This window comes from Salinispora goodfellowii, assembly GCF_059570675.1.
The window spans coordinates 1-13,163 of sequence record NZ_JCANTD010000058.1; the positions used below are offsets into that span (position 1 = coordinate 1).

Annotated in this window: 15 protein-coding genes; 7 read left to right on the forward strand and 8 right to left on the reverse strand. The window is 67.5% G+C overall.

The window, feature by feature from the left end:
- Positions 1-390 (reverse strand): helix-turn-helix domain-containing protein (locus T398_RS25925; RefSeq protein ID WP_496450005.1); only part of this gene is annotated, 390 nt, incomplete at its 3' end.
- 183 nt (positions 391-573) lie between these two features.
- Here T398_RS25925 and T398_RS25930 point away from each other — a divergent pair.
- Positions 574-765, forward strand: coding sequence for a ferredoxin (locus tag T398_RS25930; protein ID WP_496450440.1), 192 nt, complete (start codon positions 574-576; stop codon positions 763-765).
- An 82-nt stretch (positions 766-847) separates the two neighbouring features.
- On the opposite strand, the gene T398_RS25935 is transcribed toward T398_RS25930, so the two are convergent.
- Positions 848-1,837 carry a type I restriction endonuclease gene (locus T398_RS25935; protein WP_496450441.1) on the reverse strand — a complete coding sequence of 330 codons (990 nt, stop codon included), beginning with the start codon at positions 1,835-1,837 and terminating at the stop codon, positions 848-850.
- 237 nt (positions 1,838-2,074) lie between these two features.
- Positions 2,075-2,479 (reverse strand): hypothetical protein, encoded by a 405-nt coding sequence (locus T398_RS25940; RefSeq protein ID WP_496450442.1) that lies wholly within the window; start codon positions 2,477-2,479, stop codon positions 2,075-2,077.
- A 105-nt stretch (positions 2,480-2,584) separates the two neighbouring features.
- Here T398_RS25940 and T398_RS25945 point away from each other — a divergent pair, with 105 nt between their 5' ends.
- Genes T398_RS25945 through T398_RS25955 form a run of 3 tightly spaced genes read left to right on the forward strand, consistent with a single transcriptional unit; the run spans position 2,585 to position 5,861 of the window.
- Entirely contained in the window at positions 2,585-2,857 is a 273-nt protein-coding gene (locus T398_RS25945) for a hypothetical protein (RefSeq protein ID WP_210918221.1), read from the forward strand.
- Positions 2,850-3,461 carry a DUF6879 family protein gene (locus tag T398_RS25950; protein ID WP_496450443.1) on the forward strand — a complete coding sequence of 204 codons (612 nt, stop codon included), beginning with the start codon at positions 2,850-2,852 and terminating at the stop codon, positions 3,459-3,461. The genes T398_RS25945 and T398_RS25950 overlap by 8 nt, the downstream gene beginning before the upstream one ends.
- Before the next feature lie 3 nt (positions 3,462-3,464).
- The gene (locus T398_RS25955; RefSeq protein ID WP_496450444.1) at positions 3,465-5,861 is read left to right on the forward strand and encodes an ATP-binding protein; all 2,397 of its coding nucleotides are present in this window, start codon (positions 3,465-3,467) and stop codon (positions 5,859-5,861) included.
- A gap of 35 nt (positions 5,862-5,896) precedes the next feature.
- Here T398_RS25955 and T398_RS25960 read toward each other — a convergent pair whose 3' ends face one another.
- Positions 5,897-7,129, reverse strand: a complete 1,233-nt coding sequence (locus T398_RS25960) for a helix-turn-helix domain-containing protein (RefSeq protein WP_496450445.1) — start codon at positions 7,127-7,129, stop codon at positions 5,897-5,899.
- Positions 7,126-7,272: a hypothetical protein gene (locus T398_RS25965; protein ID WP_496450446.1), complete on the reverse strand. Its 147-nt coding sequence runs from the start codon at positions 7,270-7,272 to the stop codon at positions 7,126-7,128. The genes T398_RS25960 and T398_RS25965 overlap by 4 nt, the downstream gene beginning before the upstream one ends.
- A 244-nt stretch (positions 7,273-7,516) precedes the next feature.
- Here T398_RS25965 and T398_RS25970 point away from each other — a divergent pair, with 244 nt between their 5' ends.
- The 3 genes from T398_RS25970 to T398_RS25980 all read left to right on the forward strand — a co-directional run bounded on the left by T398_RS25970 (position 7,517) and on the right by T398_RS25980 (position 10,942).
- Positions 7,517-8,863 carry an NsdA family TPR-like regulatory protein gene (locus T398_RS25970; protein WP_496450447.1) on the forward strand — a complete coding sequence of 449 codons (1,347 nt, stop codon included), beginning with the start codon at positions 7,517-7,519 and terminating at the stop codon, positions 8,861-8,863.
- 241 nt (positions 8,864-9,104) lie between these two features.
- The gene (locus T398_RS25975) at positions 9,105-10,490 is read left to right on the forward strand and encodes a helix-turn-helix domain-containing protein (RefSeq protein ID WP_496450448.1); all 1,386 of its coding nucleotides are present in this window, start codon (positions 9,105-9,107) and stop codon (positions 10,488-10,490) included.
- 158 nt (positions 10,491-10,648) lie between these two features.
- Positions 10,649-10,942 carry a hypothetical protein gene (locus tag T398_RS25980; protein WP_496450449.1) on the forward strand — a complete coding sequence of 98 codons (294 nt, stop codon included), beginning with the start codon at positions 10,649-10,651 and terminating at the stop codon, positions 10,940-10,942.
- A gap of 255 nt (positions 10,943-11,197) precedes the next feature.
- Here the strand turns inward: T398_RS25980 and T398_RS25985 are convergent, their stop codons facing one another.
- From T398_RS25985 to T398_RS25995, 3 genes are all read right to left on the reverse strand, one after another.
- Positions 11,198-11,518, reverse strand: coding sequence for a hypothetical protein (locus T398_RS25985; RefSeq protein WP_496450450.1), 321 nt, complete (start codon positions 11,516-11,518; stop codon positions 11,198-11,200).
- Positions 11,515-12,003 carry a hypothetical protein gene (locus T398_RS25990; RefSeq protein ID WP_496450451.1) on the reverse strand — a complete coding sequence of 163 codons (489 nt, stop codon included), beginning with the start codon at positions 12,001-12,003 and terminating at the stop codon, positions 11,515-11,517. The genes T398_RS25985 and T398_RS25990 overlap by 4 nt, the downstream gene beginning before the upstream one ends.
- An 842-nt stretch (positions 12,004-12,845) precedes the next feature.
- Positions 12,846-13,031: a hypothetical protein gene (locus tag T398_RS25995; protein WP_496450452.1), complete on the reverse strand. Its 186-nt coding sequence runs from the start codon at positions 13,029-13,031 to the stop codon at positions 12,846-12,848.
- Between the last annotated feature and the right edge of the window lie 132 nt (positions 13,032-13,163).

Below are 13,163 nucleotides of genomic sequence, written 5' to 3' on the forward strand. Positions count from 1 at the left end.
ACGGCGGGTCGCGTGCAGGCACAGGTGATCAGCGAGCTTGCGGATGCTCCACCGGGTGAACGGCCGCCCCAGTTTCTCGGGGCGGGTGGTGGCCGTCTCGACGATGAACTGTTCTTCGTCGCTACTGATCTGGCGGGGACGGCCACCCGCCCACTGAGGGTCCAGGCTGGCCATCCCCATCTCGTTGAACCGGTGGATGACCTGCCGGATCGTGTCCTCATCAGCTTGGACGAGACGGGCGATCGCCGGCACCGTGTTCCCACCAGCCGAAGCGAGCACGACCATCGCCCGCCGTAACCGGATCGGCGAGCCGGTACCTCTACGAGTGATCCTCAGCAACTGCTGACCCTCCAGGTCACTAAGCCGCCGAACACGAACAAGTTCTGCCACCGCCACAGCCTGACCGCAACGACACCGCCCGCCCAACAGGCCGGACGGCGTGTCGACCAACACCGTGAACGTTCGTGGTCACGGCACTAGCCGTCGCACCGCACGAGGTCCCTCTGAAGACGAACGTCAGCGTCTACGGCGTGCACGAGCTGCCAGTCACCTGGTGAAGAAGGAGAGAAACCCGTGCACATCAAGGTCAACAGCGACAATTGCGTCGGCTCCGGACAGTGCGCAATGGCATTACCGGAACTCTTCGAGCAGGACGACCTCAACGGCACGGTCGTCCTGCTCGACGACCAACCGTCCGCCGAGTTGCACGACGCCGTACGCGAGGCGGCGAGCCGTTGTCCGGTACAGGCGATCATAGCGACGTGAACGCAACTGCCCGATGGTGCTGGCTGGGCTGTCAAGGCTCGGGCCACCCTGCCCGGAACCGAGCACCATTGATCAACGGCGATTAGCTTTGCCGGGCCGAAGGGGCCAGCGTCAGGCGCGAATCATCGAGGTTAGTAGGGACGAGGGGGCGGGCCCAATGGCGCTTCCTTAAACCAGGACTCCATGTCGTTGACGGTCTGCCGGATCGAATGTGCTTCAGTTGAGCGGACTGCCTTAGGGGGTCGGGGACGCGGCGTGGAGTTCTGCGTCCCGCTGCTGAGTTGTGCGTTCGTTCCAGAAGGTCGAGCCAGATGTCCCGCTGCCAGATCTCCTCCCACAGGTAGGAGGTGGCGTACTTTCCGTACTCCGTGGGCGGCGGGTTGCCCTTGCCGCCTGGCCGGCCCGGTCCCGCCGAGCCGGTGTTGAACGGCAGGAAGCGGGTCGGCTTGCCGCGCAGCTGGGTGGTGACGAAGACCCGGTCGGGGTCGACGGCGAAGTTGGCGATCACCCGGCGCGAGAAGATCGGCTCGGTCGCGTCCCGCTCGGTGCGGTACTGCTCCTTGGCGTGCTCGACGCCCGAGCCGGTCAGCGGGTTCTTCAGCTCCGCTGTGGCCACCGGGATGCCGTTGAGGAAGAGGGTCAGGTCTAGCCGGTTGCCCCGGTCGGCCTGCTTGGTGGCGTACGGCAGCTCGCGCACCACGGTGAGCCGGTTGCGCCGGTAGTCGGCGAGGACCTCTTCGGACTCCACGAAGGACGGCTTGAAGTACGCGACCCGGATGCGTACGCCCTGGTCCTTCACGCCCTTGCGGAGCACGTCGAGCAGCCCGTCGGTGCTGATCGCCTGGTCGAGGCGCCGGTAGAAGCCGCGCTGCGCCGCGTTGGGGTCGCCGCCGTAGAAGGTGACCAGCTCCTCCCACTCGGCGGCCTGCGTGGCGCCGATGAAGGTCAGGAGCTGGTGAGCGTCCAGGCCGAGGTCGGCGCGGTAGTCGGCGGTGTCGCCGCGCTCCCACCCACTGGCGACGAGGGCGGCGACAATCGCGTCACCGAAAGCTCGTTCGTGATGGACCGCCATGCCGCCTCCCGTAGCCGGTCCGGGCGTCGAACCGGACCCACCACTGGAGCCTACTGACCGAGATGGTCCTGCACAGTCACCAGAAGATCGTCTCGGCAGGTCATTCGGTCAGGCACGGGATCAGTCCCATGGTGACGGCCAGGCGAGCCACCTCGGCAGGGGCGATGCCGTGGGGGTGAGCGGAGCGGTCGGCGGCGCGGGCATCACGACTTGCCCAGTTCGCGAGGCGACGGCTGTTCAGGGGCCGGTGCGTCCGCCGAAGGAGATGCCGCCGTGGACGTCACGCGCCTGCACCACCGACCCGCTCACGTCGCCGGAGACGGTGTTGGTCACATCGCCCTGGTCGGCCGCGACGATTGCCTGGACCTTCGCGAAGCGTGCGCGGAAATCGGCGTCGAACGAGGGATCACGAAGCGTCTCCTGTTCGAGGAGCGCGGCCAGGCGCTGAACTGTGTCCGCCGTCGGGTGCCGTAGCGCGACCTCCACAGTCTGCTCGGCTGCCTGCTCGTGACGGAATCGGTGCCGGAGGAACTCGGTCAGGCCGGACACAGCTGACCGGGCTCCCTGTGCGAGTTCGGTAGTCGCCCAGGCGACCAGCGTCGTCGCCGCCGCGAGCATCAGCGGGTCGTCCACAACGCTCACCCCCAAGGATCACCATCCGGGCCGGAGCCGGCACGGATGACTGTAATCCAGCTCCCTCGATGTTACTATCCGTGCTCGAAGCATGACGGACTCAGGGGGATCGGCATGAGTGCTCACCGGTGGGAGGCGGACCCGTCCGCCGAGCTCAGCCGCCGTTGGGGCAAGTCGTCGCACGAATTGGGCAACACCTCTGGTGACGGCAGCTGTCCCGACGTCTGGGAGCTGAGCAACGGCGATGTCGCGGTGATTGGGCAGGACCTCACCGAGACCTACCAGGACCGGCTGCCCGAAGGAGTCTCCGTTGACCCCGGTGAGAGGCTTATCATCATTCCCCGATCGACCATGATCGCGGCGAAGGTGGACATCCCTGATGCGTGAACTCCTGGGTGGAGACCCCGGCGAGCTGCTGGCACTCGCCGACTACTGGGCCGACTTCGAACAACGGTTCTGGAAGACGGGCCCGCCGGGATTCTGGAAACTGGAACGGCAACAGACGTTCAAGGAGCCGCAGGATGCGGGCTGGCAGGCGTTCGCCGCTGGCCGATGGAAGGAGTCGCTGCGGATTCTCGACGCGCGCCGTCCCGAGTTCGCGGACTACTACCGGCGCATCGCCGACAGCGGGTTCGCCACCCGCCGGATGCGGGTGGTGCAGGAGCCACTGACGCCCTACCTGCAGTGGGAGCTGCACGTGCTCCGGCTACGCCACGAGTACGGCGGGCTGACCCGAGTGGTAACGCGGGATCAGGTCGTCGCCGCGGAGGTGGATGCTCCGCTTCCGGAGATCTACACCCTCGGCACGGACATCATGTACGAGGCGATCTACGACGCCGACGGCGTACTCGAGGCCGCGCGGCGCTGGCGGAACCCGGACGTGGTGACGCGGTGCCAGGAATTTGTCGAGTCGCTCTACGACGACGGCGAGCCGCTGGACGAGTTCTTCGCCCGCGCGGTGGCACCACTGGAGCCTCCCCACCCGGGCTGACCGATGACGGCTGACGGCGCGGCGGAGCAAGGACGACCAGAGCACGTCAACCGGTCGGAGCTGTCCGGTCCCGCCGACCTGGTACAGGCCCGCGACGTGTACGGCGGGGTGCACTTCCATTCCGGCAACCCCCACCCCGCCGACCCGCCTCCCCGTCAGCTCCCCGGTGATGTACGCGGCTTCGTCAACCGGATCAAGGAGCTGCGCGCGCTGGACCGGCTACTCGGCGATGAGGCCGTCGACGCGAGCCTCGTCGTCGTCACCGGCACCGCCGGCGTCGGCAAAACCGCTCTCGCGCTGCGCTGGGCGCACGCCGTGCGGCACCGCTTCCCGGATGGCCAGCTCTACGCCAACCTCCGCGGCTACGACCCGGGCCAGCCCAGTCAACCGGACCAGATGCTCGACCGTTTCCTGCGGGCGCTGGGCGTCCCCGCGTCCGCGATTCCCGCTGACCTCGAGGACCGCGAGACGTTGTACCGCTCCCGACTGGCCGACCGGCACGTCCTGGTGGTCCTGGACAACGCCGCCACGGTCCGGCAGGTACGTCCCCTGCTGCCGGGCACCAGCAGCTGCCTGGTGATCGTCACCAGCCGAAGCATGCTGTCCGGTCTGGTCAGCCGCGACGGCGGCCGGCGGCTGACCCTGCGTATGTTGGCCGAAGAGGACGCGGTGACGCTGCTGCACGACGTGACCGCCGAGTACCGCACCGGCGATGACGCCGTCGAGCTTGCCGAACTGGCGCGGTTGTGTGCCCGGCTGCCGCTGGCGCTGCGCATCGCCGCGGAACGGGCGGCGAGCCGGCCGTTCATGCCGCTGTCCGAGTTGATTCAGGACCTGCGCGACGAGTCGGCCCTGTGGGACGCCCTCACCGCGGAGGACGGCGAGGAGGCCGACGCCGTACGGTCGGTCTTCGCTTGGTCCTACCGGGCCCTGAACACATCGGCGGCCCGGCTGTTCCGGCTGCTCGGATTGCATCCCGGTCCGGACCTCGGCGCCCCGGCCGCCGCCGCGCTCGCCGGCTCGCCGGTGTCACAGGTCCGGCAGCCGCTCGATGCTCTCGTCGGTGCGCACCTGCTGGAACAGAGCGCACCCGGCCGCTACCAACTGCACGACCTGTTACGCGCGTACGCGGTGGACCAGGTCAAGCACCTGGAGAGCGGCGAGGATCGCCAGGCGGCGCTGCGTCGCGTACTCACCTGGTACCTGCACACGGCGGACGCCGCGCTGGCCCGCACACTGCCGTTCAGCCGGACATTGCCGTTGGCGCCACCGTCCGAGGTCACGCCGCTGAGCTTCGCCACTAGGGAGGAGGCGGACGCCTGGTTCACCGTCGAGCAGGACAACCTCGTCGCCGCCACACGAGCCGCGGCCGAGGCGGCGCTGTCACGGATCGCCTGGCACCTGGCCGTCCTGCTGCGCGGCGTCTTCATGCACCGCAACGCCTTCGACGCATGGTTCACCACCGCACGGGTCGGCCTGGCCGCAGCACGGTCGCTGAGCGACCGGCACGCTGAGGCGGAGGCGCTGGAGAGCCTCGGTAAGGCCCACTTCCAGGCCCGCCAGCTCGCGGACGCGGCGGAGCACCACCACGGCGCACTGGCGATCCGGCGGGAGATCGGCGACGAGCACGGCACGGCGGTGTCCATCAACGCGCTGGGACTGCTGGCACTGCGCCACCGCCGCCTCACCGACGCTCTCACGCACTTCGGCGAGAGCCTCGACATCTTCACCCGGCGGGACGACCATCGCTGGCGGGCCCTGCTGCTGAGCAACCTCGCCGAGACCCGGTACGAGCTGGGTGACCTCGCCGACGCGGTGACGCTGCTGGATCAGGCGCTCGCGGTGCAGCGGGACATCGACGACCGGGGGCAGGAGGGCAACTCGCTGTTCTTCCTCAGCATGACGTTGCGCGAACTCGGGCGCACCGACGACGCCCTGACCGCGATCGAGCGGGCGCTGGCCATCGCCGAACGCGGGAGCCCGGTGTGGTTGGCGCACTGGCTGGTCGAGTACGCGCGCGTGCAGCGCGCCGCCGGCCGGCCCGCCGAGGCGCTGGAGGCGACGCACCGGGCGGCCACGATCCAGCGCCAGCTGGGTGACCGCAGCCGGGAGGCGATGGCGTTGGACGGGGCCGGCGAGGCGTACCGGGAGCTGGGGCAGCCCGATCAGGCGATCGCCTTCCACCTGCGGGCCGCGGCGGTCCACCGGCAGCTCGAGGACGACTGGCAGCTCGCCCTGGCCCTGGACCACCTGGCAACGGCGCTGATCGATGTCGGGCGCGCCGAGGAGGCACACCGCTGGTGGAGCGAGGCAGTCGCGCTGCTGAGCAGCTTCCCGGACCCGCGCGCGCAGCGACTGCGACGGCGCGTCGAGTCGGTGCTGGGGGAGAGCGCTGGCTGACTGGACCATCGCGGAGGCGCTCGCCTGCGGTGTGGTTACTGCCGGCTCAGGCCGACGGTCGCGGCCAGGCGGGCCACGTCGGCCGGGGTGGGGCCGGCGCGCAGGACGGCGGTTAGCGCGGCACGGGCGGCGGGTCGGAGGCGCACCTCGGCGGGGGCGATGCCGTCGGCGGTGACCAGGGCGCGGCCGGCGGCGCGGGCATCGCCGAGGTCGAGGTGGGCGCGGGTGATGTCGATCAGATGGGCGGCCCGGTGCTCGGCCGGGAGCCGTTGCCAGACGTCGAGATCGATGGCGCGCCGGTGGGTGGCGATGGCCCGATGGTGGTCGCCGACGCTCATGGCGGTCACGGCGCGGGCGAGTTCCACGGCGGTGGGGCCGAACCCGATGCCGTCGTCGTCACGATGCTGCTGTTCGCCGTGGACGGTGGCCAGGTGAGCCGCGTGGTTGGTGAGGTCGGCCGCGGCGGCGTCGCCGCATGCTGCGGCGGCGAGGGTGGCTTCGATCAGCAGCGTCCCGGTCAGGGCGACGTCCTCCGGCGGGCGTCCGCGCGACGGCGCCGGGTCGAGCTGGTGTACGGCGGTGAGTGCGGCGGTCATCGCTAGCCGGCCCCGCCGCAGGGCCCGGAGCGCCTGGGCGAGGGAGATCGCCGCGAGGCCGGCGCGGCGTGGGTCACCGGTGGCGGCGGTCATCGCCCGGTCGGCCGCCAGCCAGGCCAGGTTGGGCTCACCGAGCTTGACGAGCACCTGCGCGGCGAGCCGGTGCACCCGTACCAGCAGGCCGGTGGCGGCCAGGTCCGTCGTCAGGGTGCGGTAGACCCAGCGACTGTCGCCGAGCAGGTCGGGCAGCATCCGCAACACCTGCGGGTGGTGGCCGTTCCGGTACGCCGTCCACGCGTACCCCACCTGGTGGTCAAGGTCCCGCACCGACGACGGCGTCCGCGGGCCGTCGCTGCCGGAGCCGGGTACGTCGTGGCGAGCCAGCGCCTCCCGTACCCGCTCCACGGCCCCGCCGACGTCGGTGGCCGGTTGCGGCCGGGTCCTTCCGGGGAGCAGGACGTTCGGGGCGACGCCCAGGGCGCGGGCGACCGCCTCGATGGCTGAGAGCCGGTCGAGGTTACGCACACCTCGCTCCACCTTGTCCACCCAGCTCATCGACTTGCCGACCCGATCGGCGAAGACCTGCTGGGTCATGCCCCGCCGCGCCCGCAACTCGGCCACCCGCCGCCCGATCGGAAGGTCGTTACGGTGCCGCCGACCCGGCCCGGTCACCGGTCCCACTCCACCGGCCGCATGGCCTCGGTGGACTCCCCGCAGCGCGGACACCACCGGGACTTGACCCGGAACGCCAGAAGCCCGAGCAGAAAGCCCGGCACCAGACCACCGAACACGATCGGTACGACTTCGGAGATCACGAGGACTCCTCACCCTGTTGAGGCCGAGGCTTGAGGCACCTGCCCCTCACCGTGCGGCCTCGCGACGTCGTCGGTTGCGACGTGCCCAGTTGACTCCGCCGCAGCCTTCGTACCAGCAGGTGCGCGAGGTGCCCATCGGTGCGCATCAGTGCTGGGCATGACCGCCGACCGCCAGGTCCGATACGGTGCGTATGGCAACCGCTACCGATGAGAGGGCAGGCGAGTGGCATCAAGCGGAGAGGCGATGAGTCGACTGCTTGCCGAGGTGGGCTGGCAGCCGGAGCAACTGGCTCGACGCCTCAACGAGTACGCCGATCGGCACGGGCGCGCGGAGCGGCTCCATCCCAAAACGCCGTACAAGTGGAAGAAGGGCGATGTCCCCCGAAGTCCCTGGCCGACGCTGACGGTGGCGCTGCTGTCCGAGCAATTGCAGCGCGCGATCAGCCTTGATGAACTCGGGTGGCCGGACGACGGGTTGCAAGCGGTGCCTGCCTCCACCGGCCTGGAACTGCCCTGGTCCTCAGCCGGGGCCTTGCGCGTGGCAGAAGTCGTGGACGAACCTGAGGGAATGATGCACCGACGGATGTTCTTGACTCTGCTCGGTTCTGCACTGACGTCGCCTGCGCATGAGTGGTTCATCGCTCAACCGCCGCAGGACGTCGGATCGACCACCGGCCGTCCGCTGTCTGGGAAGGTCGTCGACCACCTCGACGCTGTGACCGCCAGCCTGCGACGCATGGACGACCACCTGGGTAGTGGTCAGACCCTCGGACTGGTCCGCCAACACCTCAGCACGGTGGTCGGGGTGCTTCGAGATCGTCGCTATCCCGAAAGCGTTGGTCGACGGTTGCATGCCACCGCCGGTGAACTGCTGCGCCTTGCCGGCTGGCTCTCTTTCGACGGCGGCCAGCACACCCAGGCACAGCGATTCTGGATTGCCGGCCTCTACCAGGCGCACGCTGCCGGTGATCGCGGCCTTGGCGCGAATATCCTCGGTTTCATGTCCTGCCAGGCCAAGGACCTTGGCCAACTTCGCCAGGCCGTGACCCTCGCTGAAACCGCGCGCGCCAGCTATCCCGCGACGAGCCCGATGGTGACGGCGATCCTCGACCTGCGGGCGGCCGAGGCGTACGCCAACAACCGGTCGACAGCCGACACCCGTCGCGCGCTGGACAGCGCGTTCGGCCGATTCACTGACAGCCGGCCTGAGCACGGCGACCCCGACTGGTCCTACTGGATCAACGAAGCCCAAGCCCACGCCCAGGCGGGCTACTGCTTCGTCAAGCTCGAAGACTGGTCCCGCGCCCGCGATCACCTACGGACCGCGCTGCGGCTACAGGGCAACGAGTACACCCGGGAAGGCGCGCTACGCAACGCACTGCTCGCCACCACCTACGTTCGGCAGGAGCATCCCGAACTGGACAGGGCGCTCGCCCTCGGTGAGCAGGCCGTGCAGACCCTCGCCGGGCAGGTCACCTCCGCGAGATGCGTCAAGCACGTACGCAACCTGGTCGGTGCTCTGACGCCCTACCAGCGCACTACCGCCGTCCGCCGGTTCCGCCAGGATGCACGAGACCTCATCGCCACGTGACGACCCCGTAGTCCTGCTCTGCAGGCCCCGCGCCCTCACGCAACGGCAAAGATGAGGCGAGGATTGCGTCCGACGGCAGCCTCGTGGTGGCTGGGGCAGAACGGCCACTGCGGTTGGTGTATCCATTACCGCCGATTGCTACCGTCTGCCGATAGCAGCTCTGCAAGGCCCGCAACGCGTGTGCATGATCCGCAAGTCGCGACCCACCAACTCGCCGTGACAGCGAGTTACCGTGATAAAGATGGATGCCAATAAGTGCAGGCCAACACCGACCCACCCGATCTGGCAGTCCCCGGAACTCCGCGCTGCCGTAGCCCGCGACGACGCCGGAACCGTCATCCGCCTCGTACGTCAAGCCGCCGGTCTGACCCAGGGCGAACTCGGGAACCTATGCGGATACTCCGGCTCAACAATCTCGCGCCTCGAACGCGCCCCACTGCACGACATCAGCCTCCGCCGCCAACTAGCCCACACCCTGTCCATCCCCGCGGTGATGCTCGGGCTGTCGGATGACGTCCGTCGACACGACGGCCGTGCCGTCCCCACCTCGGACGCGAGCAACCCCGAGGCCGATAAGCTCCGCCGATCAGGCAACGGCGAAGGCGGCGACCTCATGCGACGACGGACCTTCCTCACAGGCGCGGCCATAACTACGGTCGCCGGCCTCACTACCAGCCCGGAACCAGTCCCGACGACCGGCCTCGAAGCGTTGCTGTTCACCGACGCCGCAGCCCTGCCGACAGCACCTGACACGCTCACCGCCGGCCTAGCTGCGGCGAGCCGCGCCTACGCCGACAGCCGCTACACAGAACTCACCCGCGGACTTCCCAGCCTGCTGGCCGGTCTGCACACTGCCCGGGAGCAGGCGACCGGCCTCCAGCGGGAAACCCTCGCAGGCCACCTCGCCCGGGCCTACATGCTCGCCTCGTCGGTCTGCACGAAGCTCGGCGACGACGCCATCGCCTGGGTACTCGCCGACCGCGCCCTGACCGCCTCCCGGGAGACCGGCAACGGTCTGGTAGTCGCCGCCGCCACCCACACCATCGCGATCGCCATGCGTCGTGAAGGCCACCACGACGGCGCCCTGCATCTGCTCACCACCACCGCCGAAGGACTGGGCGCCGACAGAAGCACCGATGCGGCGCTCATCACGGCATACGGGAAGCTCCTGTGCACCGCCGCGTACAGCAGCGCCCAGGCGGGCAACGCATCGTCCGCTGCCACATTCATCGACGAAGCCGCCGCGGCAGCCAGCCGGCTCGGTGGCACCACCATGACCGGCACCGTGGTGCCGCTGAGTCCAGCCACCGTCGCCATCTACAAAATCGGTGTCTACACCGCACTCGGCGAAACCGGCACCGCCCTGCGCAGCGCTGAAACCATACGACCAGCCGAGTTGCCCAGCACCGAACGGTACGGCCGCTTCTGCGTCGACACCGCCCGCGCATGGACCCACCACGGCAAGCCCGACCATGCTGTTCAGGCCCTGCTCTCTGCGGAACGGTACGCTCCCGAAGAGGTCAACCGCCCCTCGGTCCGCGACCTCGTGTCATCGCTGCTGTACGCCCCAACAGCGACTCCGGCGGGACTTCGCGATCTCGCGACCCGCGTCGGCGCCGCCATCTGACGGTCCGATGTCCCAGCGACCCAACGTCCAGTAGGTGGGGCTGGATGCCCTGGAGGAGTTGCGCCCCAACGGCGGTCAGTCACTCCGGGATCAGGTGGCCAGGATCGCGCACGCCACCGGTGCCGACACCCCAACCCCATCCCCGAAAGGAAGCCCTGATGACTCACGACTACCTGATCTCCCTCATCCCCACCGCCGTCCCCGCCGCCGTCGGCGCCCTCCTCGCCTGGCTGGCCTCGCGGGCGGGGATCGTCCTCGACGCCGACTCGTCCACCGCGCTGACTGCGGGCGTGGTGGCGCTGGCGATGGCCAGCTACTACGCCCTCGTCCGGGTGGCCGAGGCACGGTGGCCGTGGCTGGGCGTCCTGCTCGGTACGCCGGCCGCACCCCGGTATAAAATCCGGCCACGTTCGCAAGTAAATGTCCGATCGCCGCTTAACGGACGGCCGTAAGGCCGCAGGCGGCGAGAATCCCCAATGCAACGACTCCGATGTGAATCCAGGGCACCCCCTCTCTCTTCTTAATTCCGATGGACAGGGAGGCGCCAACGCAAGTGGCGAGCATTAAGCAGATAAGTACGGTGATTGTTCGGTAAGCTGTACCAAACTCGGACCACCAGGCCCAAGCGCCGAACACTGCGGGAATGAACAATAAAAGACTGAGCCCAAGCAGCGGCAGAGCAATCCGCCATCTCATCCATGCGCTCATCACTGTTGGCCTCCTTCGGGACGGGGGTCGTCATCCTCGTCCAGTACCGCAAGGTCGGTCGCCGAAAGAAGTAACTGGGTTTGCCGCGAGTGCTCGGCCAACTCGTCTTGTGTCATCGCTCCACGACGTGCCATAGCCTCCTCGAAGGAGGCTTGCAGTCCGGCGCCGTGCCAGGACATTGTGGCTGCGGTTCGCAGTTCTGCCTCGCCATCGAGAGCCGCACGAGCCAGCGAGCCGAGAGGATCGTTCACACCTCGCGTACGCGCTAATTTCGCCAGCACAGCACGGGCGAGGGGTTCTTGGGTAATGTTGCCCTTCATCGATCAGCCAAGGCTGGGTGCTGATAGGGGTCCAGATCTGGCAGCAATGCCACTTCCATGCTGGTTTTAACCATTTCAATCGATCCAGCAATACCCTTTATGATCGCTTCGGCGTTACCGAAGTGGCTTGAGATTTCGCTGTACAACTCGTGCGCTTGCAGTGCATAGTAGCCAGCTACACTGTAACCTAGGACGGCTCCGATGCCGGTCTCAATCGAGACGGTGCCCAAAGCGGCAGCAGCGTTAACGACGATGAGGACATCTATAAGCTGACCAATAAGCCCGGTGACGACAGCGTGAAGATTCTTAGCCGCTTCGGCGGCCCGTTCATACAGATCCGCATACTGATCGCAGATGCGGTGAAGTGCATAGACTGCTGCACCAACAGAGAGTTGATACTCCTGCTCCGCCTCTGCCGCATTGCCCCGCCATACGGCGGAGACGTCCGCCGCCCCTGTCACTAAATTGCGTCCAATGTCATTCATTGAGTTACCAATTATTCGCCACGCACAGGCGCAGTGAACGTAGGACTTCCAAATCTCCACTGAAGGTTTTTCCCCAACCCTCAAAGGGGTCATTACCGAAGAGCCATACACTTACCTGTCGCAGCCAGGCGGCAGGGCTGATCAAATCCGATAGCGGGTTTATTTGGAAGATCTCAATACCGATAACATAGCTAGGAGAAACCAGCCTCGTTGAGGGCTCCACAACGTCCTCAAATGATGACCGGGGGGCCACGGGCCACAGGTCCGGCCTAGGCGGGTCAGCTAAGGTTCCGCGAAGATTGGAAGGGCTACTCGCACCCTGGTAAGCCTGGTCCAGGCTGGCCGCAACCCCGATATCAGACTTTGCGTACTCATCCTTAGCTAAGCTCACTTGCGTCGCAGCGCTTTGCAGTAATCGCGCGAGCTTATCCAAGCCATCACTCATCCGAGAGTACGCTACCTGATGCGGACCAGCCAATTTAAATATAAGACCTTCTTGATCGAAGGAAAGATCACAGTGTCGAGCCATATAGCGCGAACTCTCGGCAGTATCTTGCGACGCGCGCTGTAAAAGGCTTGAGATACCAACCATACCATTAACATCTACATAGAAACCGCTCACTTATTCCGCCGCCACGCCGAGTTCCTTGTCCCGCTTCCATGTCGCATCGCCTAAAGATCTCCCCTGGTCATGCTCACTTCATCGATCTGGAGCAGACTACGCAACGGAGGGGTGTAGCGCAGCACCCCGAGAGACCGCGGGGTCGTGGTGTGCCTGCCACGACGACTCGCTCCTCCATACAGCTGGGTTAGGACCATATACAACGGCGCCCCGCCTGGCCTCACGGCCGGGCGGGGCGTTTGTCGTCTAGGTTGTCTTCGGCCGCGCGGACGGCCGCGTCGGCGGCTTGGCGGACGGTGGTCGCCTCGATGGTCATCTCCAGGCGCACCCCGTCAACGCCGGTGTCGATGATGATGCCGTAGCTGGGTAGGACGCGGGTGATCTCGGCGAGGCGGGGCGCGGGCAATAGGAGCCGTCAGTTCGGGACTGCGGCGGCAAACTCCGCGGGAGCCGCAGCGTTCAGGCTGGCGACCGCCCACCGGTCGCCCTCCACCACAAACGCCCCGATCTCTCTCATTGAGTCAACCCACCCCGATTG

Excerpts from the sequence above, each read along its gene's own strand:
- T398_RS25935 (WP_496450441.1), bottom strand. The coding sequence starts at position 1,837 with ATGGCGGTCCATCACGAACGAGCTTTCGGTGACGCGATTGTCGCCGCC.
- T398_RS25980 (WP_496450449.1), top strand. The coding sequence starts at position 10,649 with ATGACTCACGACTACCTGATCTCCCTCATCCCCACCGCCGTCCCCGCC.
- T398_RS25945 (WP_210918221.1), top strand. The coding sequence starts at position 2,585 with ATGAGTGCTCACCGGTGGGAGGCGGACCCGTCCGCCGAGCTCAGCCGC.
- T398_RS25970 (WP_496450447.1), top strand. The coding sequence starts at position 7,517 with ATGAGTCGACTGCTTGCCGAGGTGGGCTGGCAGCCGGAGCAACTGGCT.
- T398_RS25955 (WP_496450444.1), top strand. The coding sequence starts at position 3,465 with ATGACGGCTGACGGCGCGGCGGAGCAAGGACGACCAGAGCACGTCAAC.
- T398_RS25990 (WP_496450451.1), bottom strand. The coding sequence starts at position 12,003 with ATGAATGACATTGGACGCAATTTAGTGACAGGGGCGGCGGACGTCTCC.
- T398_RS25985 (WP_496450450.1), bottom strand. The coding sequence starts at position 11,518 with ATGAAGGGCAACATTACCCAAGAACCCCTCGCCCGTGCTGTGCTGGCG.
- T398_RS25975 (WP_496450448.1), top strand. The coding sequence starts at position 9,105 with ATGGATGCCAATAAGTGCAGGCCAACACCGACCCACCCGATCTGGCAG.
- T398_RS25950 (WP_496450443.1), top strand. The coding sequence starts at position 2,850 with ATGCGTGAACTCCTGGGTGGAGACCCCGGCGAGCTGCTGGCACTCGCC.